The following is a 25,326-nucleotide window of genomic DNA, read 5'->3' on the forward strand; positions in this document are numbered from 1 at the left end:
GTTAAGCCTCCGTTTCAATTACTGACAGAACACATCTGCCGCGGCGCAGCTGACTGCGCATAAATTCGATAACATCGCCGCAGGTCAGTTCTGACATTATGCTGATAGAGTCATAAGGTGAGACATTTTCCATATAGGCGTTGAGCATAAGGCTTGCAACAGCCTCGACGTTATTGAGCTCCCTGACCATTACGCCGTAGGCGGACTTCTTTACGCGCTGGAAGTCCTTTTCGTTAATGCCCTCGGCAATAAGGCGGTCTATCTCAGAGAATACAGCCTCGCGGATAAGCTCGGGCTTTTCTGCTTCGCCTGAGAATATCAGTGTAAAATAGCCGTCACCGTAGAATACCTCACAGTTGAAGGTGGAATTTATCACCTCGTCTTTGAGAAGCTTCTCGCACATAGGCAGTGCAGGATCGGTGAGCAGTGACGAGACTATGGAAGCCGCAGAGACCGCCTTCAGGCGGTCGATACCGTTCTGTGGGGGGCATTTGTATCCGAGATGGAATATAGAGGTGCCGATAGGCTGTTTTTCATGTACCTCAGCCTCGACTATCTCATCGGGCTCAGGAGGGAATACTGATTCAAGCCCCTTGTCTGCGCAGGGGTTAAGATACTCATCGCATATCTCAAGGACCTTGTCCGCACTGATGTTTCCTGCAATGGAAAGCACCATGTTATTGAGGTTATAGAAGGTATCATAGCACTTGTACAGAAGGTCAGCGTCTATCTTGGCTATACTCTCGACAGTGCCTGCGATGTCTATCTTTACGGGGTGGGTATGGTACATGGCTCTAAGCATATTGAAGAATACGCGCCATTCGGGGTTATCATTGGTCATTTTTATCTCCTGACCGATGATGCCGAGCTCCTTTTCAACAGTTTCCTGCGTAAAGTAAGGCTTCTGGACGAAATCCAGCAGTATTTTAAGATTTTCCTCATAATTTCTTGAACAGTTGAAAAGGTATACTGTCTTGTCGAATGAGGTATAGGCATTTCCCGAAGCTCCTGTCTGGGCATAGAGCTCAAAAACTCCGCAGTCCTCGTTCTCAAAGAGCTTGTGTTCCAGAAAATGAGCGATACCCTCGGGAACAGTGGTATAATCGCTGTCTGCGGCAGTTTTGAACATAGTGTTCACAGAGCCGTATTTTGTGCCGAAGAGGGCTTCGATACCGCTGAATCCGGGCATTTCGCAGATGTAGATGTCAAGTCCGCTGCTGTGCTTTACGTGGATACAGCTGTCGCCTGTACGGGCACTGGTGAGGATCTCCTTCTTCATTATTCCTGCACCTCCTTGTTGAGCATAAGGTAAATACTGTCAAGCTTCAAAGACTTTGCGGCTTCGACCATTCTTTCCTTTGTCACGCCGCAGAATCTTTTGTAGTGTTCCTCGGGGGTGTAGTAGTCGTTCTCAAAGAAGCAGTCCGCATACCATGTGATATACGATGTGGGGGTATCGCCGACCTGCGATACCGCGTTATCCAGAGCCATAAGTGAACCCTGTATCTCCATATCAGAGATATTGCCCTTCTTTATCTCATCAAGCTGAGCAAGTATCTCAGCCTTAGCCTTTTCGATGTTTTTTCTCTCTACGCCGCAGTCTATGAAGAATGCTCCCTTTATTGAGATAGAGCGGCTGGTGCAGTAATAGCACAGGCTCAGCTTTTCGCGCACATTGAGGAAAAGCTTTGAGAATGGCAGCTCGCCTAAGATTATGCTGACCATTTTCAGGGCGTATCTGTCGTCGGAATCAGTCTTGAAATTCAGCACAGCCTTGCACTGGTTGACGTCATATTCCTCAGAAACGGTCTCGACTTCGGCTTTGAGAGGGCTGTGGCTGCGTATGCTGACCTCTTTTGGTGCTCTTTCTATCTTTGCGAAGCTTTCGCGGAACATATCCGCAAACTTGCTGTCCTCGTCCGGGGATACCAGATATATCTCGATTTTTGCGGTTTTAAGAAGCTCCTGATATGCTTTATATGCTTCTTCGGCAGTTGAGGAGAGCACAGCCTCCCTTGAGCCGTATTCCATGATTGCCGCAGGCTCGCCGCGGTAGGCTGTCTGAACAGCCCTTGTTATAGCGTATCCGCGCTTCTGGTTGAACTCTGCGTTTATATTGTCAAGCAGGTCCTTTTTTACCATAGCGAATGATTCGCTGTCGTATGCTCTGTCCTTGATATTTGGGGCAAAGAGGCAGTCGTGAACGACAGATACCATTTCTCCGCTGATGTCCTCGCCGTCAATGGCGTATTTGTCGTCAAGCCACGAAGCATTGAGACCGAGGACCTGTGCGTCACCCTTTTTTCGGGCAATAGAGCCCACGGAAGCACCGTAAAGCTCAGAAAGCTTTTCACTCAGGGCTGCATAGGTGGGGTATCTGCTGTTTGATACCGCCAGAACGCCTGTGCCGAGGTTGTTGAGAGCGGCGGTTTTTTCGTCCGACTCTGTCAGAAAGTATATTGCAAGGACACAGGATTTGAATTTGCTGTCAACCATTGAGGTGAAGCCTATGCCCTCGCCCAGCTCTGACCTTTTGTATATCATAAGGCTTTTACTCCGATCATAAAATTGCTGTATGACCTTTGTCAGGTATTACATACACATTATTATATCACAGTTGAGAAAGAATTACCATAGTATTTTGAAATTTTTTATTTTTTGCGTCTTTGCTAAGGGCTTTTATCCTGTTCGATGCCATAATTCTTAATTTAATCTAAAAATTACTTGATTTTTACAGAGGAAAAGTGGTATAATATACTTTAAGATTTGTAATCATTAAAAAAGGGGGCTGAGAAATGGATTATATCGGAGAGATATGTCCCGTATGCAGCAAAAGCTTTACTGCTGATGATGATATAGTTGTGTGCCCTGACTGCGGTACTCCGCATCACAGGGAATGCTATAAGATAGAAAACAGATGTGCGAATATAGCTTTGCACGGAACAGGTGAAAAATGGAAGCGCAGCAGGCATGACGAGAAGCTGTACAAGATATGTCCTGTATGCAGATTCCCGAACAGGGCTTCGGACGAGACCTGTCAGCGCTGCGGCAGCACTCTTGCTGAGGCTACAAGCGATCCATTTGAGAAAGCAGGGGAGAACGGCGAGCAGCCGCGTGATCCGTTTTCGGCATATAGCCGCGAGGAACTGTTTGATCCTATAAAGTATCTTGGCTATGATCCCAATGAGGATATGGGCGGAGTTACCATGAAGGACGTTTCGGACTTTGTTGGTCCGAGCACGATATACTACGTCCCGAAATTCAAACAGATGAAGGAGAGCGGTGCAAGACCGTCATTCAATCTGTTCAGCCTGATATTCCCGTCGCTGTTTTTCGCGAACAGAAAGATGTGGGGCTGGGCTATAATTGCTGCCGTACTTGGCATAATATTCAACCTTCCTGCGAATATCCTTCTTTATATAGAGGAGTATCCCAGTGATATAGCAGGCTTTATCACTGAAAACAAGCATATTATACAGACTATGAACGAGGTCTTTATGATAGCCGATATGGGAATAAGAGCATTGTCATGCCTATTTGCCAACTGGCTGTATTTCAGGTTCGCAATGCGGTCAGTGAAAAAGCTCAAGCACAATGGCGCCGAAAGTACAAGGATAAAGTCAGTAGGCGGCGTAAAGCCTATGAATATGGTGCTTATACTGCTGATAAAGTACGGTATCGGCGTGGTTGCGGTAATGTCGCTGTATGTTTTATTTACAATGGTGACTACAATAAACAATTTCAGCACTCTTTGTCTGCGGTAAAGCCGCGGTATAGCGGTAGGTCCGGTATTTTAAGGGGGAAATCCGGCATTACTGCGGAAAGATATGTGCTGCTGTGTAACAGGGGGGATCGAGATTGAAGCTCAGAAGGGCATTGCTTCTGATAATGCCGTTTTTGCTGTTGTTGCTTTTCAGCTGCGGTATACAGGACTATCCCACGTATACCTATGAGCTCAGCAACGGGCTCGGCGAAAAATATCTGGTGAATTACTGCGAACAGACAAATTATCCTGATAATACCACCAGAATAAAGGTCTTTAAGGAAAAACACAAGATAAGCGATTTCGAGGGCGGAGCCTATTCGGGCTGCGATTCCTACATACCGTCACAGGTCATGCTCATTTGCAGCGGTGACGGCGTGGATTATTACTATATCCGCTCTCAGTTCGGAGAATACATTGCAGCAGACGGTCTTGCTGACCTGAAGATGAATTTCAACATGATGTCTATAAGCCGCGATGTTTCAGAGCTGAAGGATACCGAGAAGCATACGTATTCAAAGCTTTCCGGACTTATACGCGGTACAGTTTCGGCTGATGCTGCAAAAAAGCGGTTTGCAGACTGCGGCTACAGCTCCGAGCGATTTATGGCGTTTTACAATTATGAATGAAAAAGCTCCTCGCAAGAGGAGCTTTTTGTTTGCCCAAATATTATAAAAAACAGAGCCCTGCAAGGGGAGCCCCCTCTGGCGGAACGCAGGTTACATTTACGAGACTGTAATTTTAGGCTCGGTAACCATATTTTTCCGCTAAGAGAGGGCGACTAATTGCAGAGCTCAATGTTTTATTCATAATCGGATTGAGTATCAGGCCACATTCTGAACATAGGTTCATCATTGCTGCCGTCGCCTACCCATATCTCAACTGTTTCGTAGTTATTGTTTTTTGCACAAATGAACCAGCGATTGAGTTTTTTGCCTTTGGCAGATGTGGTGTACTTTACAGGAGTACTTTCACTGCCGAAGAAGCTGTTGACAGCGTCCTCAAATGGCTTAGAATCAGCACTTCCATTTGACCATAACGGCTGGTGGCTTCCTGTATTCTTAGCACCGTCCTTTGAGCAGACAACATAGAGATCATATGTCTCTCCTGTGCCTCCGTTAGGGATAGTTTTCTGACCTTTGTTATCATTGTTTTTTACAAAGGCTTCCTGAAGTTCGTCATTGTCGGCGAGAACAGTCATTACACCGGTATAGATAGTGTGTGCCGTTGAAATATCAGATCTGCGCTTTGACTTTCTGACGTATCCGATAAGAGATGGAACAAGTATAGCTGCGAGAACGCCGATGATAGCGATAACAACTATAAGTTCGATCAAGGTAAAACCTCGTTTTCTGTTTCTTTTCATAAAAAAGCCCCCCTTTATCATGATGAAGAAAACTAAGATTTTCCTATATTATACGTTGTTTTTTTTGATTTGTCAATAGCTTATTCAAGGAAAAATATATAAATAATTATTTTTTTTGATTAATTTATACTTGTCGTAAAATGCACTTATTTTATAACTATTTTCTTAAATGCTTTCTTTCCTTTGCGGACGATCGTCTCTCCCTCAAGGGCTATCATTTCCTTAGGATCAGTCTTCTTTTCATCATTGACTGTGATGCCGCCCTGCTGTACAAGACGTCTTGCTTCAGATACTGAAGGAGCAAGCTCAGCCTTTACAAGAAGGTTGAGAAGACCTATAGCGCCGTCTGTAAGGTCAGCAGAGTCTATCTCAGCAACAGGCATATTCTCGTTTGAGCCATTACCGCCAAAGAGAGCCTTTGCAGCAGACTTAGCCTTTTCAGCCTCTTCCTCGCCGTGAACAAGCTTTGTGAGCTCATATGCGAGAAGCTCCTTAGCTGCGTTGAACTGAGCGCCTTCCATAGTCTTTTCCATTTCCTCGATCTGCTCAACAGGAACGAAAGTGAGCATTTTCAGGCACTTGATAACGTCGGCATCTGCAACGTTTCTCCAGTACTGGAAAAATTCGTAAGGAGATGTCTTTTCGGGATCAAGCCATACTGCACCCTTTTCGGTCTTGCCCATTTTCTTGCCCTCTGAGTTTAGGAGAAGGGTGATCGTCATAGCGTAAGCGTCCTTGCCAAGCTTGCGGCGGATAAGCTCTGTGCCGCCAAGCATATTGGCCCACTGGTCATCGCCGCCGAACTGCATATTACAGCCGTATTTCTGGAAGAGCTCAAGGAAGTCGTAGCTCTGCATTATCATGTAGTTGAATTCGAGGAATGTAAGGCCGCGCTCCATACGCTGCTTGTAGCATTCGTGGGAGAGCATACGGTTTACGCTGAAATGAGCTCCCACGTCGCGGAGAAGCTCTATATAGTTCAGCTTCATGAGCCAGTCAGCGTTGTTCACGATGATAGCCTTGTCCTCGGAGAAGTCGATGAATCGGCTCATCTGCTTCTTGAAGCAGTCAACATTGTGCTGGATAGTCTCGGGAGTCATCATCTTACGCATATCGGTCTTGCCCGAAGGATCGCCGATCATGGCTGTACCGCCGCCGATGAGGACGATAGGCTTGTTGCCTGCCATTTGCAGTCTCTTCATAAGGCATAGTGCCATGAAGTGACCAACGTGGAGAGAATCGGCTGTAGGATCGAAGCCGATGTAGAAGGTAGCCTTGCCTGCATTAACAAGCTCCTCTATCTCCTTTTCGTCTGTGAGCTGCGCGAGGAGACCTCTGCGCTTGAGTTCTTCAAAAGTAGTCATGATTTATTTCTCCTTTATATTATAATTCATTAATTATCAATAACAGATTTCAGCTCATTGAGCCATTGCGGCGGTTCATTGCCGTATATTACAAGACTGCCGTTTTTATATTCGCCAACATTAACGAAGCCGTTTTCGTTGTCCCAGAATTCTGCTTCACTGCAATATGGAAGAATGGCGGAAAGGTCGCTGAAACGCTTTTCATATCTGCGCTGTACGTCCTCAGACGGGATATCGTGACCGCCCTTGCGTACTCTGTTAGCGATGCGTAGCAGGCTTTCCTCGCAGGAATTAACGCCGATATAGTACAGCCTGATATGATAATCAAGCTCTATTGCACGGCGTATGGTTTTCAGCGTTCTTACGCCAGAAAGAGTAGTTTCCTGCGTAAAGCAGAGTCCTTTTTCAAGGCAGTCCTCCATAAGAGCTATGGCTTTTTTGCCGCCCTGTATGCGGTCACCGTCAAACTCTGCATTGAGCTTGTCGGTATCTATTATGATACCGAGGTCATCGGTCTTGCGGACGAGAACGCCAGTGAAGCTGCTCTTGCCAACACCGTTGACTCCGCCGATTATGGTATATGTTTTCATATTTCACCGCCTTTACTTCAGATAGCTTTTCAGATACTGTCCCGTATAGGACTTTTCGCACTGAGCCACCTCCTCGGGAGTGCCCTGTGCTACAATAGTGCCGCCGCCGTCGCCGCCTTCGGGACCGAGATCGATGATGTGGTCTGCGACCTTTATGACATTGAGGTTGTGCTCGATGACAAGGACTGTATTTCCCTGATCTGTCAGCCTTTGCAGCACCTCTATGAGCTTGTGTACATCGGCTGTGTGGAGACCTGTTGTAGGTTCGTCGAGAATATAGATAGTATTGCCTGTTGAGCGCTTGGAAAGCTCTGTTGACAGCTTTACACGCTGAGCCTCGCCTCCTGAAAGAGTGGTAGCAGGCTGACCTATCTTGATGTAGCCCAGTCCTACCTCCTGCAGGGTTTTCAGCTTCTTGGCTATCTTTGGGATATGCTCGAAGAATTCCACGCCCTCGTCCACGGTCATTTCAAGCACGTCGTATATTGACTTGCCCTTGTAGTGTATATCGAGAGTCTCGCGGTTGTAGCGCTTGCCCTTGCAGACCTCGCATGGCACGTATATATCGGGCAGGAAGTGCATCTCGATCTTGATGATACCGTCGCCTTCGCAGGCTTCACAGCGTCCGCCCTTGACATTGAAGGAGAATCTTCCGCTGGAATAGCCATGAGCCTTAGCATCGGGAGTTTTTGCGAAAAGGTCACGTATATCGTTGAATACGCCCGTATATGTGGCTGGGTTTGAACGTGGAGTACGTCCTATAGGGGACTGGTCAATGCAGATGACCTTGTCAAGATGTTCAAGTCCCTCCATTTCGCGGAACTGTCCGCATTTAGTCTTGGCGTGGTTCAGCTTTGCAGCAAGGTGCTTGTAGATTATCTCGTTGACCAGAGAGGATTTTCCTGAGCCCGAAACTCCCGTAACGCATACCAGCTCGCCAAGAGGAATGGAAATGTCGATATTTTGCAGATTATGCTCGGAAGCACCGCGGACTGTAAGGAAATTACCGTTTCCGCTCCTGCGCTTCTTTGGTATCTCTATTTTCTTTTTGCCGCTGAGGTACTGACCTGTTATGGAGTTCTTGCATTTCAGCAGCTTATCAACGGTTCCTGCGAATATCACCTCGCCGCCGTGTATTCCGGCTCCCGGACCTATGTCCACAATATAATCAGCGGCAAGCATAGTGTCGTCGTCATGCTCGACTACAATGAGTGTATTTCCTAAGTCGCGGAGCTTTTTCAGTGTAGCAATGAGCTTGTCATTATCACGCTGGTGGAGTCCGATGCTTGGCTCGTCAAGGATATATAGTACGCCCACAAGGGATGAGCCTATCTGCGTAGCAAGGCGGATACGCTGGCTTTCTCCGCCTGAGAGAGTTCCAGATGAACGGGAAAGCGTCAGGTATTCAAGTCCAACGCTTTTGAGGAAGCCCAGACGCTCCTTTATTTCCTTGATAATGCGCTCTCCAACGAATCTGTCATGCTCTGAGAGCTTCAAGCCGCTGAAGAAGCCAAGACCGTCCTTGACGGAGAAATCTGTGAGGTCGCTGATGTTCTTGTCGCCGACAGTGACTGCAAGGTATTCGTCGCGCAGGCGCTTGCCCTTGCAGACAGGGCACTTGACCTCGCTCATGTACTCCTCTATCTCGTTCTTGGACCACTCGCTGGAGGTCTCCTTGTAGCGGCGTTCAAGATTGTTGACAACGCCCTCGAACGGTGAGCTGTAGCTTCCGCCCCCCAGAGAATCAGGGCGTTTAAGCTCTAATGTCTCGTCACCTGTGCCGTAGAGAAAGAGGTCAAGCTGTTCCTTTTTCAGTTCCTTGACGGGAACAGTGATAGGAACGCCGTATTTCTTGGATATAGCGCGGTAATACATGGTAGCGACAGATGTCTCGTCGAGACTGTTCCAGCCAGAGGCATTTATAGCACCGTCCTCTATAGACAGGTCTTTGTTCGGGATAATGAGGTCGGGATCAATGTGTCTGAAAACTCCCAGACCTGTACATTTGGGGCAGGCTCCCACAGGATTGTTGAATGAGAACATAACGGGTTCAAGCTCGCCTATGCTGATATTATGCTCGGGACAGGCGTAATTCTGAGAGAATAGTATCTCCTCGCCGTCGATGACATCGGCAATGGCAAGACCGCCCGTGAGGTTGAACACAGTTTCAAGGCTGTCGGTGATTCGGGATTCTATGCCCTCTTTTATGACGATACGGTCAACGATTATCTCAATATTATGCTTTTTGTTCTTGTCAAGCTTGATCTCTTCTGCAAGCTCGTACATGATGCCGTCAACTCTTGCACGGACAAAGCCTGATTTTCTGGCGCTTTCAAGCTCTTTTGAGTACTGTCCCTTGCGGTTGCGCACGATAGGGGCAAGGAGCTGGAGCTTAGTGCCGACAGGGAGCTCCATAAGGGTATCCACCATCTGGTCAATAGTCTGCTGTGAGATCTCCCTGCCGCAGACAGGACAGTGTGGAACGCCTATCCTTGCGTAGAGCAGACGGAGATAGTCATATATCTCGGTAACAGTTCCCACAGTTGAGCGCGGGTTCTTGGAGGTGGTCTTCTGGTCAATTGAGATAGCAGGGGAAAGTCCCTCAATGCTGTCAACATCGGGCTTTTCCATTTGCCCGAGGAACATTCTCGCATATGAGGAAAGGCTCTCTACGTAGCGGCGCTGACCGTCGGCGTAAATGGTATCGAAGGCAAGAGATGACTTGCCCGAGCCCGAAAGTCCCGTCATGACGATGAGTCGGTCACGGGGAAGCTCTAAGTCGATATTTTTAAGGTTATTGGTCCGTGCACCTTTGATAATGATTTTATTTGTCATAAAAACTCCTTTGGGGATCAGTCACAGTGCTTGATTATGGTCTTGATCAGACCGAGGAATGCCGAGTGGATAAAGGTGCGGACTGCAATGAGAGCCTGTCCGCCCATGAATACATATTTACAATAGGTGTAGAAATATTCTCCCGCGCCGCCTTTGTATCTGGCTGCAAGGGCTGTGTAGTATGGCTCGAGAGTAGTATTCCCGAAGCTGACATATTCGGTAAATAATGCGAGGGCTATGGCTATGGTGAAGCCGAGGTTGAGATGTGCGCTGTCAAGTCCTGCAAGCCCTGTTATTAAATGTATATAGCGTGTGGATAAGCTGATGACTATAATGCACAGCAGGGTGCATATTATCATGCGTATGAAAGGGGAGTCGGCAGCGTTTTTGGCTGGGCTTATGAAGCCGATATACATGAAAAGCAGCGATATGAGAAATACTGCCGCTGAAATACTTAGATATGCAATGGCTCTTTTCATATTTTCCCCCTTACTTATTATATAATACGGAAATATAAAAGCCCCCGAGCAGAGATACTGCTCAGGGGCGAAGCTACTCGCGGTACCACCCTGATTTATCCGTTTTGGACGGAACTCGAAAAGCTGTAACGGGCACACCCGTCCGCACCTACTTGCTTTCAATGCGGCAACTCCCGAATGTAGGTCACTGTGCGCCGTCGTTTCCTTACACCACACGGAAACTCTCTGTATCGGGCTCTGCACAGGTTTTATTCGTTCACGGTTTTTGCCTTTATATCATAGCATATCTTTCAGCCGTTGTCAAGACCTTGTCGACAGCTGTGTACCGTGCTTAAAAATGCCATTAAAGTTAATAAAAGATTTTTTCGGTGCAGTACTTGAAATTTGTCGGGCTTTGGTATATAATAAATTATTATAATGTTTACGGGAGGAAGAGAAAATGAGTTCCAAAATTGGTTTTGACAATGAAAAATATCTAAAAATGCAGTCTGAGCATATCAGACAGCGTATCGCAGAGTTCGGCGATAAGCTTTATCTGGAGTTCGGCGGAAAGCTCTTTGACGATTTCCACGCTTCGAGAGTACTTCCCGGCTTCAAGCCTGACAGCAAGCTCCAGATGTTATTGCAGCTCAAGGACGAGGCTGAAATAGTTATCGTCATCAACTCCGACGATATTGAGAAAAACAAGGTGAGAGGCGATCTGGGCATTACATATGACGTTGATGTTATCCGCCTTTTAAATGTATTCACCAAGATAGGGCTCTACGTCAGCAGTGTTGTCCTCACAAGATATGACAATCAGCCGACAGCCGATGCTTTTCAGAAGCGTCTTGAAGCACTCGGCGTAAAGGTCTACCACCATTACAGCATAAAGGGCTATCCTTCCAACCTTAAATATATCATCAGCGATGAGGGCTATGGCAAAAACGAATATATCGAGACCTCACGCAAGCTCGTTGTCATTACAGCTCCCGGTCCCGGAAGCGGAAAAATGGCTACCTGTCTCTCTCAGCTCTACCATGAGCACAAGAGAGGGCTAAACGCAGGCTATGCCAAGTTCGAGACCTTCCCGATATGGAACCTTCCTCTCCGTCACCCCGTTAATATCGCATATGAGGCTGCTACCTCCGACCTCAACGATGTGAACATGATAGACCCGTTCCACCTTGAGGCATACGGAAAGACTACCGTAAACTATAACCGCGATGTTGAGATATTCCCCGTGCTCAACGCTATGTTCGAGACTATCCTCGGTGAATCGCCTTACAAGTCGCCTACGGATATGGGCGTTAATATGGCAGGCAACTGCATAATCGATGACGAGGCTGTCTGTGAGGCTGCAAAGCAGGAGATAATCCGCCGCTACTATACAGGTATGTGCGAGTACCGCAAGGGACTTATCTCTGAGGACGAGGTAATGAAGCTGGAGCTTCTTATGAAGCAGGCAAGCGTTACCGTTGAGGACAGAAAGGTGGTATCTGCGGCACTTGAAAAGGAAAAGGCTACAGACGGACCTGCGGCGGCTATGGAGCTTCCCGACGGAACTATCCTAACAGGACGTACATCAAATCTTCTCGGTGCAGTATCGGCTCTGCTGCTGAATGCGCTTAAGCATTTCGCAAATATTGATGACGAGATACTTCTCATGTCTCCCCACGTAATCGAGCCTATTATGGCACTGAAGGTAAATCACCTCGGCAACAACAATCCGAGAATGCATACCGATGAGACTCTTATAGCTCTCTCTATCTGTGCAAACACCGATGATAACGCTAAAAAGGCTATGGAGCAGATATCAAAGCTCCGCGGCTGTGAGGTCCATTCTACAGTTATACTTTCCTCGATCGATGAACGTATCGCAAAGAGACTGGGTATAAATCTTACCTGCGAGCCTAAGTACGAGGCATAATTGATAGTTTAAAAGGCACTCATTTGAGTGCCTTTTTTGCTGTATATGAGGAGATAATACGGGCGCACACTGTGCGCCCCTACATAATTATTAGCTCTAAGCTCTTAGTTCTAAAGCTAACGGATAAAGGCTAACTATCCCTCTATCTGTCTTGCAAGGAACTGTGCGGCGGCGTTGATAAGGCTTTTTTGCAGGTCCGTTACCTCATTGCATTTTTCACTGGTGAGGAATGCTACAGCTCCCGAAACATCGCCTGCTGTGATTATAGGCAAAGCGGCAATGGCTGTTCGGTCTACGCCCTCGGCAGGAAAGAAATTATTGGTGCTTCCGTCGGGGCAAAAGAACTGTCCGCGGTTTTCCATGAGTTCCTCAAGCTGTCCTGTGACGCGGCGCTCAGCGAACTCCTTGCGCGGCACACCTGCTGAGGCTACTACGTGGTCCTTATCAAATATGACAACGGGACAGCCTGCTATCTTATGCATTATATCCGCTACGTATCCTGCGTTCTCGCTCATTTCGCTGACCGCGGAATACTTCTTGAAAATGACTTCGCCCTCGCTGTTTGTGTATATTTCGAGGGGGTCACCGTCACTGAAAACATTGACACTAAGAATTTCGCCCTTTCTTTTTTGAATATGGGCGAATAGTGACGAAAAATCGGTTATCTTAGTGCCTTGCTTAAAATTTGCGCCTGCTCCTATGGTTTCGGTCTGAAGCTCGGCAGGCATACCTGTTCTCAGCAGTGCATCTATGTCTGAGCGGAGCTTTACGTCGATGTGGTCCTCAAATACGTCGATGCGCTCAACGATGAAGTCAACATCGACCTTTGCAAGCTTTTCTTTATTAATTATGGCGTCAAATATCTCCATTACCGTCTTTGCAGTTCGGTTTACGGAGATAATGGCGTTATGCTTATCAGCCGAAAGCTGTATCTGACTGCGGAAGCCCTCTATCTGCTTCATCAGCTCTGTTACCTGCTCCTGATATACTTCTTCAAGCATATCCTCCTGCTCGGGGTGCCTTGCAATATCCTTGATGTGCTGACGGCTGAGGAATTTCATTTCCGTCTTGGCGTCCTCCATTCTCTGTATAAGGACTTCAACTACATCTTTACCCGAAGAAGTCTCTTTCTGCTCCCTGTCGATAGATTTCTGGAGCTGAGTCAGCATTTCCTCTGAGTTTTCCTTAACTTTTCTGATGAATGACCTCAGTGTCTCGTCAAGTGTGTCAACTCTGATGTGGTGCGAGGTGCAGCCCTTGATACCGCGCTTGTGGTATGTTCCGCAGCGGTATGCCTGCGGTATATCGGCTCTGCTCATGGCAAACATGGGACTTCCGCAGTCGCCGCAGAAAAGGTGCCCCGTGTATACATTGTCGAACTTCTTTATTCCCCGATAGCCGTTGTGAGAGCGGAGCTTCATCTGCTCCTGTACAGCCGCAAACAGCCTGTAATCCACGATAGGCTCATGGTTGTTTTCGAGTACGATATGGTCGGTCTCATGGAGCTTCATATCTCCGCCGTTTATTTTTTTCCGGTGGTATTTTCGCTGTCGGAGAGTGCCGATGTAGAAGTCGTTGCTGAGTATTGTACTGATAGTGACGATACTCCATGAATCCTTAGAGCGGACGGTGAATTCTTCGCCCTCGGCTTCCTTACGCATTTCTTCAGCCTTGCGCGGAGTGGGAATATGCTGGTCGGTGAGATAATTGGCTATCTTCTTATACCCCCAGCCCTCTGAGTAAAGCTGAAATATCTTTCTCACTACCTCTGCTGAGGGCTCATCGATGCTGAACTTCATAGTCTTGCTGTTGGTCATAACATAGCCATAGGGGACAGCGCATATCCACTTGCCCTCTTTCTGGCGGTTGTTGATAACTGCCCTGACCTTTTTGGAGGTATCCGTAACGGGCATTTCGTTTACAAGAAAGCGGAACTGTATCGCCATCCAGTCGTCAGAGGTGGGGAAGTCTATACCGTCGCCGATAGAGATTATCCGCATACCTGCGTCGCGGAGGTCCTCAAGCTCCACAAGTCCGCGGCTGGTGCGCCGTGAGAAGCGAGAGAAATCCTTTATGACCAGTATGTCATACTCATGGCAGAACAGCTTTTTGCGGAGCTCCTGATAGTTCTCACGCTGCTCAAAGGTATAGCCTGAGCGGTCACGGTCGGTATAGAAGTCAAGCTGAGCGTCGGGAAATGTCCGTGTTACGTAGTCTGCGATGAGCGCCTTCTGGTTCTCAATCGAGGTATTGTCACGGTCAAGCTCCTCGTCTACAGAGATACGGCAGTAGCCTGCTATTCTGAGTGCGCTGCCCATAAGATTCTCCTTTCTGTCAATGTTATTCATATTAATTTTGAATTGCTATTATCATTGTAACGTATGTGACTGCTTCTGTCAAGTGAAAAAATGAGGTGCGCATCATACGCACCTCATATTCTGTAACAGTAATCTCTCTGTGTTTGCGAACAGATCCTCGCTTCCAGACAATAGGTAGATCACACTGCATTTTTTTACCGTAGCTTTGGAAAGGAGCAGCTTTGTCAGTTCCTTGCGATCGTATATCTCCTGTTCTTCATTTGTAAGCCAGACTTCGATTAAGCCTTTATCCTGTTTATTATATATTTCCACGTAAGCAGCTCCCTCCTCTCAATTTGATTATGCCCGTTTCATGAGAATAAATACTGTTATTTCATGATAGGTACCATTCAGTCCGTTTTTCTTCTTCATCATTGCTAAAAATGTTATTAAAGATTGTCCATAATACGAAAGCAAGCACTCTGCATTATAATGCAGAGTGCTTGCTTGGTTAATAACCGAAAACTAAAAGTTTTGAATTTAATATATATTATAGCTTTTTATGAGACATATTCAAGATGTCGGATTTTTAGGTGTTCTACACATGATTCTCAATTATTCAAAACAGTAGCCGCTTGTTCTGTTTTCAATCTGAATGTCAATCTGCATACCTTAATTAACACAGGTTTATCAAAATCACTTCAGCTCCCAGCCGTTATCACCGTGGTATATCATCAGCTTTGTCATACCGCCGTCGATGCAGATATTCTCGCCTGTGATGAAGCCAGCCTTGTCAGAGCAGAGAAACATGACCATATTGGCAATATCCAGCGGATTCCCCACACGTCCACAGGGCTGCTGATATGCGTCGGGACCCTCATAGACCTTGTATGACGTATCTATCAAGCCGGGAGAAATGGAGTTCACACGCACCTTTCCTGCAAAGCTCACCGCAAGTGCGTGAGTGAGGGCAGCTATACCGCCCTTTGCGGCAGTATAGCTCTCGGTCTGAGGTTGGCTCATACGGTCACGGGAGGACGAAATATTGATGATACTGCCGCCCTTATTGAAGTTTGGAGCGAACAGCTTCGACAGGTAAAACGGTGCAGTCACTCCCACTGCGAGAGCGTACTGAAACTCCTCATAGCTGCACTCGTCAATGCCCTTCATCAGCGGCAGAGCGTTGTTGACGAGATAGTCGATGTGTCCGTGCTTTGCAATGACTTCCGCCGCAAACCTTTCAAGCACAGTCTTGTCGGAAATATCGCCGACGAAGTGATCTCCCTCAGCCTTGTCGATAACGCAAACCGTCGCTCCGTTTCTGCGGAATTCCTCGGCTATACACTTTCCGATACCATTTGCGCCGCCTGTTACTATGGCTACTTTGTTTTTGAACATATCAATCACTCTTTCTTATCGGGTGGCGGATAATCGTCTTCCACTTCTCAGGAGGCGTTTTTCTCGGATCTGAGAGGTATATCTCATGGTGCAGACGACCACTGCTGATGTCGTTCTGACAGCCATTTTCAGCGATAAACTTGTCCATCAACTCGACTGTTGCAGGCTCGTCATTGTAGGAGCCATAGTGCATTATCTGAACGCAAAGTCCCTCATTTATCGTAAGAAACTCTGCTGATGAGCAGTCCAGTTTTTTCTTCTTTGAAGCTGTTTCAATTGCCCACTGAAAGTCCTTCTCCGTGACAAAATCGGGAAGTCTGATAACAGATATCCACCTGAGCTGAGACTTGTCTGCGTAGTCGAAAGCTCCAACCTTATTGCTCCACCAGAAGCCCTCCAGAGGCGGTACGACATATTCGAAAAAACCGTCGATCTTATAGTCTGTCTTGTAACTCATTTTCAGTGTATAGGCAACGGCATAGAGCACTTCTATTGCCCGTTTGTATTCGCCGTTTTCATCATTAGGGTCACCTTTTCCGCGGACAGCGATATAGTTCATAGTCGGTATCTTAACGATCTGCGGCTTATTCTTTGGCATATAGTATTCCTTGTATTCTTTCTTGAAATCAAATGGCATGGTTACCTCCTGTTTTATTCAGAATTTGTAACACCTCTCCGGTCGATAATTCCTGATAACTATATTCTATCATTTTATCTGAAAAAAATCAATGCTCAATCCTTTGCATTCTATTTTTTGAAATAGAGCCAACAAGAAAAAATTCAAAAAAATTTTTGTGTGCCATGTAACACTTGTGATTTTTGCTTCGATTGTTCTTTATGAAAGGTCGACCAAGAACAAAAGTCCATACGGACATATCAATACACATAAGGAAAAATCTAAAGCCTTATGTGACAGAAATATCGGAGGAAAATATTATGAAAAATCTCGTTGCTATTATAGCCGCTTTCGGCATCATGTTTTCAGCATTTCCCACAGTTTCTGCTTATGCAGCAGATACAGCATCCGCTTCAGTTTCATCTGAGACTTCAGTAGAAACAACCGACATGGAGCACCTTGCAGGTGAATGGAAGTATCAGTACACCAATACTACTATGCCTGTATATGTAAGCCCTTCAGACGGCGGTACAGTAGTTATCAATAAAGACGGAACATATAAGTTCAGCCGCACAGACGGAACGGTCTCATCAGGAAAAGTTGAATTAGGATTGTATACCATTGGCGGTCAGGTATTTCAGAGTATAAGCCTATACGAAGGTCAGGAGCGTATGTTCGGAGGCTATTATCACAGCGATGATCCCGACATTATCTATCACGGAAACAATGTTGCTTCACGCCTTATCCGCAAGAGCTCGGCAGTGGTAAGCATTAAAGACTTCGTAGGAAGCTGGAAGGAACAGACAGCTGACACCAATGCTGATATAGAGGTATCTTTCAAGGAAACAGGCAGCTGCGAGATAAAGGCTGACGGCACATATGTATACACAGATGCCAGCGGCAAGACATCATCAGGTATAGTTTATGTCGGAGATGAAACAATAGGCGGTACAGTTATACCTGCACTCAGATTCTATAACGGCAATACACTGGAACGTGCATCTTCCTATCACCCTTCAAGAGCTGACCAGATATATTTTGGCAACGGTGCAAGAGTACGCTTTGTACGCGATCCAAAGGTGATGCTAAGTGGTGACGCTAACTGCGACGGCACAGTAGATATGTCAGATGTGGTTCTGGTTATGCAGGCTCTTACAAACCCTAACAAATACGGTATAAATGGTTTATCTGACAAGCACCTTACACCCCAGGGAAGAATCAACGCTGATATGGACGGCAGCGGTCTGACAGTGGGCGATGCTAATGCTATCCAGAATAAACTCCTTAACAAGTAATTAGCCTTGACGAAAAAACAAATGCCATAGAGTTAAAAACTCTATGGCATTTTTATATTTATGGAGAATTATGAGCCTGTTTTTCCATAAATTCTTCCATTGATATTATTTCTTCCTTTTCAGTTGAGGTATAGGCATAATAGGAAAGAATATTTGAAGCGTCTACGGCGTTGATACTGCCGTTACGGTCGACGTCTGCGGCAAGCTTCTGATTCGCATCGAGGTCGCCGTTCTTATTGGTGGAGGTCATGGCGTAGTATGTCAGGACCTCAGAAGCGTCCACAGCATTTATCAGCCTGTCATTATTTACGTCGCCAAGCTTATACTCAGCAGTTTCATCAGGGTTAGCAGTTGTTGTGACAGTAGTTGTAGTGGTTGTAGTTGTTGTCGTAGTTTTTTTCTCGCCGAGTATCTTGATGTAGCCGTTGTATATACCCTTGGTGAATACATAGGTCATCTGAAGCTTTCCTGCCTCGTCCTTTTGACTGTTTATAAAGGTATCAGCTACTATGCCGTCGTCTGTATACGCCAAGCCTATGGGGTAGACTTCGCCCTGCTCAGCATTTTCGGGAACTATAAAATCAATGGTGAATAAACAGCTGTGATCCAGCAGAGTATCCTCGGCATATGCGTAGAATGCCAGCTGTCCGTCTTCGATCTTTGCTGAACCCGTAGTGAAGCCGTTTAATCCTTTGCCTGGTGTTATGAACTTACCTGCTGAATTTTCTTTGACAGTGAGACGAGTGTCATAGAAAATATGGAACTTGATGTAGCTGACAGGTTCAGTTGCGCCTGTAATGCTGAAATATACACGCTGTACCTTGCCCTTTGCATATTCGGGTTCAAGTCCTATTTTATCGAAATAGAGCATAATGCCGCCATTATAATCCCTGGGATCTATCTTCGGAGTATTCCAATCATTCGGCTGTACCCAGCGAGTTCTGTCGTAGGGGACTTCCATGTCGTCCTGTTTGTCAAAGGGATTATCTGATATCGTATCAGACGTATCAGCGACACTTTCGGCTTCGGTAAGAGCATTTGAATTTGTCCTTATTATGCTGTCGGGAAAGCAATAATAAAGCGATAAGACCAGTGCAAGACTTGTTATTAATGATATAAAGCGAGTCAAAAGTCTATTTTTCATAATGGGCCTCCTGTTACACAGCAATTCAGTAATAACAGATTATCATAATTTCTGCAATGTGTCAATACCTTTCTTGGAAGAATATATGCATAGAATAAGGCAGTCCAACGGACTGCCTTGTTGTAATGCTAAAATACGTTTTTTTGTTCTGATTTGTCCCTTACAATTTATTTTAGAAATTATATCAATCTGTGCAGTGCTATGTGCAGATGCACTGCACAGATCAACATCGGAAAAGAATTATAACATCAGCTATTGATGTGTATGGATCAGTAAAGCCACTTTGAAGCAAATGTATCTGCAAATGAATCTTTATTCTTTGGAAGAGCAAATACAGATGTCTGAAGCTCATCAAGGTTCATTTTCGGCTGTATTCCGTATACATGATAATCGAAATACTGCACCATTTTCTCGACGTCCTCTGCTATGACTGCGTGGCCTGATTTGTGGATATTTATAGCCAGATGATCGCTGAGTCCCACATAATCCCATACGTGCTTCATACCGAGGTAAGCCATCCATACTGACGGAGCATTTACCCAGTCCTCACTTTCGCATGAGCCGATTATGAACAGATACCTGTCAGGATCACAGCAGAGAGAGCCAAGCATATGCTGATCCATCGGGAACTGTTCAGCGCTTCTGAACTCCATGAATCTGCCGTTGAACCAGCCCTGCTCGCCGGAAGCCTGTAGGCTTCCGAGAGGCTCGTTTTCCTTATATGTATAAGATGAAGAACCACCCTTGCTGGAGAAGTCATAGGTCTTTCCCACTGAGCTGTAGCGATACAGTGCAAGACCGCCTGCACCCGAGCATGAGGGCGCACACATTTTGATGCGTGTATCAAATGCTCCGCATACAGAAGCTGCCTTGCCGTATCTTGAAACACCTGTAACGATAGAGCTGTCAGGATTGATGTTCAGCTCCTTTGCGGCTCCGTTGTAAAGTGCGTCGAGTATCCTGCTGATTCCCCATGACCACGCCATAAGGTCACCTGTCTGCTCGTCCCAGTTCCTTCCGTAAGGATAGAGATCATAGAAAGCGCCTTTGTGCTGGTTGTTATCCTGTGCAGTTCCCGGAGCACTGAACATTCCGTCGCTGTCGTAGGTTATAACTGCATAGCCGTTGGAGGTAGCTGTGCTCTCGGAAATGCCCTTGTGCATACCAAGTATAACAGGAGCTCCGCCCTCATGGCGAACAGTCTTTGGAAGATTTATAACTGCCTTGAAAGAAGCGGTCTTGCCTGTGCTCTTGCGCTTAACATTAACAGTCATGGTGTTTCCGCTTATGCTGTAGGTAGTTTCGTCATCAGAGCCGTCTATCCACTTGCCGTACATATAGTACTCATACATACAGCTTATCTCGCTCTGACGCTTCCACCATTCATCGGTGGACTCCACCTTTGAGCCGTCCATGAATATAAACGGATCGGGAATATCCTTTGAGCTTTTCAGCTGATTTACAGCAGGGAAGTTGTAGCTCTTTTCAAAAACAGGCTTTTCTGTGACAGTTTTTTCAGCCACGGTGAACTCTTTTATCTTACCGACTATAAAGCTCTGGAGCTGGACAAGGTCTGCTGTCTCTGCCTTGCCGTTCTGATCTATATCAGCGGCTTTCTTTACGTTGTTATCCTTGAAGTCGTTTATGAGTCCCTTTCGCATGATAACAGCGTCAAATGAGGTTATCAGCTTATCTCCGTCGAGGTCGCCGTAAATAAGATCGGGACCGTTATTGCCCTGTGACGGCTGAGTTGGCTGTGTCTGCTGCGGATCATCAGATTTCTTTAAATAGCCCTCGATCTGTTCGAGCCAGTATTTGCCCATTTTCTCATAGCCGCCTGCGTTGGGGTGAACTCCGTCCGCAAGGTCCTTTGAAGCATCTATTACGCTGTGGATATCGGCGTAAATAACGTTTTTGCTGCTGTAGTCATTTGCAACTTTTTTTATGAGCTCATTGTATTTTGCAATATCGTCGTTTGAATTGCCGCCCCAGCCTGAATTGCCCAGGTCTGGGATAGTAGTCAGGAAAATCTTTCCGTCTGACGGCATATTTTCTCTAAGATAGTCGAGGAGCTTGTGCAGACGTTCCTCAGAGCCGTCAAGATGACCGTTTGAAACATCGTTTGTACCTATCTGAAGAAGTATTATATCGGGAGAGTACTTTTTTATATAATCTCCGCCCTGCATTGTCTCAAGGATACCGTTGAGCTGACCGAACCAACCGCCCGGCAGGTTGGTTATGGTATAGCCGCTGTAGCCTGCATGGTTGTCGTCGTACTTGACATTCTGACCGTTGTAATTGAAGGAAGCGCTGTCCTTTCCCTCAGGTCCTACGAGATCAACGTTTGTGTAGTCCTTTTGCTGCAAAAAGCAGCTGAGATACTTTCTGTAGCCGCCCTCGTCAGCCATACCATATGTAATGGAATCGCCCAGAGGCATAATCTTGATGGTGTCGGCTGCTGAACTCTGCCTCGGTGCAGAAGGAAGCAGGCTGAGTGTAGAGATAGAAAGTGCAAGAGATGTGCTGATCCTGAGAAAACGTTTTATTGTTTCCCCGACAATAAAGTGCTTTTTCATAAGTACCTCCCAAATAAAATTAATTAAATGAATGTGTGCTTTTTGTTTCCCCGTCTTTTGTTTTTATCAAGGCAGAATGCATAATTTTATTATATTAAATATAACATAATTGTGAATTGCCTTTGACAACAATATACACTAATCAACCGCAAATTGTAAAGAGTTTGTGAACGGAAGAGCAATTTTTGGTCAACAAACAGCAATAATTGGCGATAAAAAGGTAATATATTGATGTTATATGCAAAAATATATCAAAATTGTTACTGCATAAGCTGGATTCGTAACAAAAAATCCATATTCAAATCGTGCTAACAATATCATTTTCGGGTCAGATTGGTATAGTTATATTTATTTCTTAACTGCTCGTAACTTCTGAAAAAAGGCTGGCTATTAGTGCGCTTAATTTAATTAATACACATTGGGTGGATAATATCAATTAAGAAGATAATGTATTTGATCAACATAATCTGACAGGCTGAATTAAAAAACATATTGGCAAATCTGAATATGTGTGCTATAATAAACGTAAACTCAATTTTGTCAAGTATCATATCCAAGATTTTATTGGTACATCAATATTCATGAAATAGGAAATTTACTCGTAATTCGGGAGGATAACATTATGGATAACGTTTCAAAAGCAGTGGAGCTGTTCGGTAAAGGATTTAAGTGTTCACAGGCAGTATTTGCCGCTTTTTCGGAGGAGTTCGGCATCAGCGAAAAACAGGCTTTGCAGATCGGTGCCTGTTTTGGCGGCGGAATGAGCAAGGCGGAGGTCTGCGGTGCCTGCACGGGGGCACTTATGGTTCTCGGTATGAAGTATGGGCAGTACGATATTGATGACCTTGAAAGCCGTGCTGCCGAGAGCGAAAAGGCGTTGCAGTTACTTGAGAGATTCAAGAAACGTAATGGTTCATATATCTGCCGTGAGATACTCGGCTGTGATATTTCTACCGATGAAGGCAGAAATTTTGCGAGGGCAAATGGACTGTACGTAAAATACTGCACCGAAATGGTACGCACTGCAGCAGAGATAACAGCTGAAATGCTGGAAGAAGATAAGTGATTCTTGCGGTATGCACGGCTTTGAAAGCTTACCGCGGCTATCCGTTCACGGAGGTAAAAATGAAGGTATTTGATTTCGATAACACGCTATATCACGGAGAGAGCGCGGTAGACCTTGCTATTTTTATGATAAAAAATAACAAGAAGATCATATTGTATCTCCCTAAGATATTCATAAATCTCATAAAGTACAAGCTTTGCATTGTCAGGAAAGAGAAAATGGTCCGAGCTATCAATGACTTTATGAGAAATGTCCTTCGTGATAAAAATGAGATATATGAAGCAGTAGAGGGATTCTGGGAGAAAAACAGTCATAAGCTGGACAGAAAAATGCTTGCAAAAATCAGTCATGACGATGTTATTATTACTGCCGGACCCGATTTCCTGATAAATGGAATACGCGATATAATTAATACCGATCACATCATCAGCAGCAGGATAGACTCTGAAAAAATGAAGGTCAGATATCTCAATTTCGGTGAAAACAAGGTCAAAGGGTATAAGGCGTTATATGGGGATAAGCGGATAGAATGCTTCTATACCGATTCCTATAACGACAAGGCGCTTATGGAAATATCAGACAGGGTATTTATTGTAAAAAAAGGCAGACTCACCAGAATAAAATAAGTTCGTGAAATAGAATGAAGGCGGCTTTCGAGCCGCCTTCATATTTTATGTGAGCTTGTCTTTTTGTTTTTACAGTGATAGTGATTGCCGCATAAAACTGAGGCTATCAGTTTGCAGCTTCAAGTCTGCTTTCAAAATTGTCATTGGTAAAGCCTGATGTTCTTATCGCCATTATGTAATCATCATTTATTCTTCTGACATAGTTTACGTGAGCCTGATCAAAGACTGTGTAGCTTGCTTTGATGTAGCTTTTGCCGCAGAGTTCAACCGTTTCGGGAGCACTTATATCAGTTGCCTCAATATCAGGCGAGAAGCTCAGTTCATTGCGCTGCATGAATTCTTCGGCGGTAATATCGGGATCATCAGGGTATCTGAGCTTTGTATTGAAGAACCATACATCGACATATTTTACATTTTCCAAATCCTCGCCATAGCAGGCAGATGCGTCCAATGTGCTTGTGAAGTATGTCTCTTTTTCCGCCGCGCTCATGAATCTTGTAGGCATGATATAGTGAGTATCAAGATCGGCACTGTTCAGAAAACCTGCATTTTCGGGTAAAGTGATCTTTATGCCTGCAAAATCAGAGGTATATACGTTTCCGTTTGATACTCCTGCGGAAAAAGTATTATCCTCAGCAGGTTTGTTTTCAAGCTGAGCGGTATTTGTGTCTGATACCTGAACTTCTTCATTATTTGTCTCAGCAGATACAGCAGCAGTATCATTTGTCTCACTTGTGACAGTAGTTTCAGACGGCTTAGCAGTAGCAGCTTCTGTTGTTACATCTGCGGAAATAGCCACAGCATTGGGCTTATCAGCTGGTGAAGCGGCGGTTTCGGGGAAAGAGTAATTTTCCTTTCCGCATGATGTGAGTGCGCAAAGTGCGGCTGCAAGTGTGATAATAATTGACTTTTTCATAATTGTACTCCTTTATTTGTATAGGTTTCAAAATTAAATTGAACGTTCATAAATACTAATCGGAGCCAAAAAATGAAATGTGACATAAACTTCTGAAATTAAAAAATTATTTCTGAAAACGTCATGAGCCGCCGTTTACAGCGGCTCAGTGTGTAAAAAAGTCAGAGCAGAGCAGACAACAGCGCAGCTGCGATAATTTGTCCATGAACCTTTTTCGCACCAATGCAGTATTATGTAAACAGGCGGTTGTTTTACAGCCCATTTTACTGCAATTGGCGGGAAAGGAAACATATACATGATAACAAATGTGGTCATTGGGATACTTGTCCCTTTTATTGGCACAGCAGCAGGTGCTGCCTGTGTATTTTTTACGAAGCATGAGCTGGGAAGGGGAGTACAGCGCGCCCTTCTTGGCTTTGCAGGCGGTGTAATGGCAGCAGCCTCTGTATGGAGCCTCATTATCCCGGCTATAGAACAATCTGAGCAAATGGGGAGATTGTCGTTCTTTCCTGCTGTGGCAGGATTCTGGGGCGGAATATTGTTCCTCATGATGCTGGACCATATCATTCCGCGATTAAACAACAATGCTGCCAAAACTGACGCAGGCTCAGGCAAGCTTTCAAAGACCGCAATGCTGGTGCTTGCGGTGACACTCCACAATATTCCCGAGGGAATGGCTGTGGGAGCTATATATGCAGGCTATCTTTCGGGCTCGGCAGACATAACCGCAGGAGCTGCCTTTGCACTTGCAATGGGTATAGCAATACAGAATTTCCCTGAGGGTGCGATCATTTCCATGCCCCTTCACGCAGAGAACAAGAGCAAGTGCAGAGCCTTTGCTGACGGTGTGCTTTCAGGTGTTGTCGAGCCCATAGCCGCAGTCATCACGGTGTTCCTTGCAGGAGTTATAATACCTGCAATGCCTTATATTCTGAGCTTTGCGGCTGGTGCAATGATTTATGTTGTTATTGAGGAGCTTATACCCGAGATGAATGAGGGCGAGCGTTCAAACATGGGAGTCGTTATGTTTGCTGTCGGATTCACGATAATGATGGCACTTGATGTTGCGCTGGGGTGAAAAATGTG

Annotated in this window: 20 protein-coding genes and 1 other annotated feature; of the genes, 7 read left to right on the forward strand and 13 right to left on the reverse strand. The window is 45.6% G+C overall.

Annotated features, from left to right (window positions below):
- Position 1: 1 nt before the first annotated feature.
- Positions 2–1,279, reverse strand: coding sequence for a pitrilysin family protein (locus K5677_RS09640; RefSeq protein ID WP_296727317.1), 1,278 nt, complete (start codon positions 1,277–1,279; stop codon positions 2–4).
- Positions 1,279–2,544, reverse strand: coding sequence for an insulinase family protein (locus tag K5677_RS09645; RefSeq protein WP_296727320.1), 1,266 nt, complete (start codon positions 2,542–2,544; stop codon positions 1,279–1,281). Before K5677_RS09645 ends, K5677_RS09640 begins: the two co-directional genes overlap by 1 nt.
- A 251-nt stretch (positions 2,545–2,795) precedes the next feature.
- On the opposite strand from K5677_RS09645, the gene K5677_RS09650 reads away from it, so the two are divergent.
- Both K5677_RS09650 and K5677_RS09655 read left to right on the forward strand, forming a co-directional pair.
- The gene (locus K5677_RS09650; protein ID WP_296727322.1) at positions 2,796–3,764 is read left to right on the forward strand and encodes an RING finger protein; all 969 of its coding nucleotides are present in this window, start codon (positions 2,796–2,798) and stop codon (positions 3,762–3,764) included.
- Positions 3,765–3,858: 94 nt separating this feature from the next.
- A complete protein-coding gene (locus K5677_RS09655) occupies positions 3,859–4,392 on the forward strand; it encodes a hypothetical protein (RefSeq protein WP_296727324.1) in 534 nt (177 codons plus the stop codon).
- A 173-nt stretch (positions 4,393–4,565) separates the two neighbouring features.
- Here K5677_RS09655 and K5677_RS09660 read toward each other — a convergent pair whose 3' ends face one another.
- The 5 genes from K5677_RS09660 to K5677_RS09680 form a co-directional block, all read right to left on the reverse strand.
- Positions 4,566–5,129, reverse strand: coding sequence for a type II secretion system protein (locus K5677_RS09660; RefSeq protein WP_296727327.1), 564 nt, complete (start codon positions 5,127–5,129; stop codon positions 4,566–4,568).
- A gap of 146 nt (positions 5,130–5,275) precedes the next feature.
- Positions 5,276–6,493, reverse strand: a complete 1,218-nt coding sequence (gene tyrS, locus K5677_RS09665; RefSeq protein WP_296727330.1) for a tyrosine--tRNA ligase — start codon at positions 6,491–6,493, stop codon at positions 5,276–5,278.
- A 29-nt stretch (positions 6,494–6,522) separates the two neighbouring features.
- A complete protein-coding gene (locus K5677_RS09670) occupies positions 6,523–7,083 on the reverse strand; it encodes a hypothetical protein (RefSeq protein ID WP_296727333.1) in 561 nt (186 codons plus the stop codon).
- 12 nt (positions 7,084–7,095) lie between these two features.
- Positions 7,096–9,918, reverse strand: coding sequence for an excinuclease ABC subunit UvrA (gene uvrA, locus K5677_RS09675; protein ID WP_296727335.1), 2,823 nt, complete (start codon positions 9,916–9,918; stop codon positions 7,096–7,098).
- Positions 9,919–9,935: 17 nt separating this feature from the next.
- The gene (locus K5677_RS09680; protein WP_296727338.1) at positions 9,936–10,397 is read right to left on the reverse strand and encodes a hypothetical protein; all 462 of its coding nucleotides are present in this window, start codon (positions 10,395–10,397) and stop codon (positions 9,936–9,938) included.
- A 60-nt stretch (positions 10,398–10,457) separates the two neighbouring features.
- Positions 10,458–10,666 (reverse strand) — a binding site (T-box leader).
- Between the two features lie 170 nt (positions 10,667–10,836).
- Between K5677_RS09680 and K5677_RS09685 the strand changes: the two genes are divergently transcribed.
- The gene (locus K5677_RS09685) at positions 10,837–12,306 is read left to right on the forward strand and encodes a DUF1846 domain-containing protein (protein WP_296727341.1); all 1,470 of its coding nucleotides are present in this window, start codon (positions 10,837–10,839) and stop codon (positions 12,304–12,306) included.
- A 134-nt stretch (positions 12,307–12,440) separates the two neighbouring features.
- Here the strand turns inward: K5677_RS09685 and K5677_RS09690 are convergent, their stop codons facing one another.
- From K5677_RS09690 to K5677_RS09700, 3 genes are all read right to left on the reverse strand, one after another.
- The gene (locus K5677_RS09690) at positions 12,441–14,624 is read right to left on the reverse strand and encodes a stage V sporulation T C-terminal domain-containing protein (protein ID WP_296727343.1); all 2,184 of its coding nucleotides are present in this window, start codon (positions 14,622–14,624) and stop codon (positions 12,441–12,443) included.
- Positions 14,625–15,299: 675 nt separating this feature from the next.
- Positions 15,300–16,001, reverse strand: a complete 702-nt coding sequence (locus K5677_RS09695; RefSeq protein ID WP_296727346.1) for an SDR family oxidoreductase — start codon at positions 15,999–16,001, stop codon at positions 15,300–15,302.
- 1 nt (position 16,002) lies between these two features.
- A complete protein-coding gene (locus tag K5677_RS09700; RefSeq protein ID WP_296727350.1) occupies positions 16,003–16,638 on the reverse strand; it encodes a GyrI-like domain-containing protein in 636 nt (211 codons plus the stop codon).
- A 299-nt stretch (positions 16,639–16,937) separates the two neighbouring features.
- Between K5677_RS09700 and K5677_RS09705 the strand changes: the two genes are divergently transcribed.
- Complete coding sequence (locus K5677_RS09705; RefSeq protein ID WP_296727353.1) at positions 16,938–17,912, forward strand: dockerin type I repeat-containing protein; 975 nt, start codon at positions 16,938–16,940, stop codon at positions 17,910–17,912.
- A 58-nt stretch (positions 17,913–17,970) separates the two neighbouring features.
- Here K5677_RS09705 and K5677_RS09710 read toward each other — a convergent pair whose 3' ends face one another.
- Positions 17,971–19,056 (reverse strand): dockerin type I domain-containing protein, encoded by a 1,086-nt coding sequence (locus K5677_RS09710; RefSeq protein ID WP_296727356.1) that lies wholly within the window; start codon positions 19,054–19,056, stop codon positions 17,971–17,973.
- Between the two features lie 269 nt (positions 19,057–19,325).
- Entirely contained in the window at positions 19,326–21,632 is a 2,307-nt protein-coding gene (locus K5677_RS09715) for an SGNH/GDSL hydrolase family protein (protein WP_296727359.1), read from the reverse strand.
- A 622-nt stretch (positions 21,633–22,254) separates the two neighbouring features.
- On the opposite strand from K5677_RS09715, the gene K5677_RS09720 reads away from it, so the two are divergent.
- Both K5677_RS09720 and K5677_RS09725 read left to right on the forward strand, forming a co-directional pair.
- Positions 22,255–22,698 carry a C-GCAxxG-C-C family protein gene (locus tag K5677_RS09720; protein ID WP_072300968.1) on the forward strand — a complete coding sequence of 148 codons (444 nt, stop codon included), beginning with the start codon at positions 22,255–22,257 and terminating at the stop codon, positions 22,696–22,698.
- A gap of 59 nt (positions 22,699–22,757) precedes the next feature.
- The gene (locus K5677_RS09725) at positions 22,758–23,324 is read left to right on the forward strand and encodes a haloacid dehalogenase-like hydrolase (RefSeq protein WP_296727362.1); all 567 of its coding nucleotides are present in this window, start codon (positions 22,758–22,760) and stop codon (positions 23,322–23,324) included.
- 106 nt (positions 23,325–23,430) lie between these two features.
- Here K5677_RS09725 and K5677_RS09730 read toward each other — a convergent pair whose 3' ends face one another.
- On the reverse strand, positions 23,431–24,240 hold the full coding sequence (locus K5677_RS09730; RefSeq protein ID WP_296727365.1) for a hypothetical protein: 810 nt from the start codon (positions 24,238–24,240) through the stop codon (positions 23,431–23,433).
- Between the two features lie 295 nt (positions 24,241–24,535).
- Here K5677_RS09730 and K5677_RS09735 point away from each other — a divergent pair, with 295 nt between their 5' ends.
- Positions 24,536–25,318 (forward strand): ZIP family metal transporter, encoded by a 783-nt coding sequence (locus K5677_RS09735; RefSeq protein ID WP_296727367.1) that lies wholly within the window; start codon positions 24,536–24,538, stop codon positions 25,316–25,318.
- The last annotated feature ends 8 nt before the right edge of the window (positions 25,319–25,326 follow it).

The sequence above is a fragment of the Ruminococcus sp. genome (genome assembly GCF_024684275.1).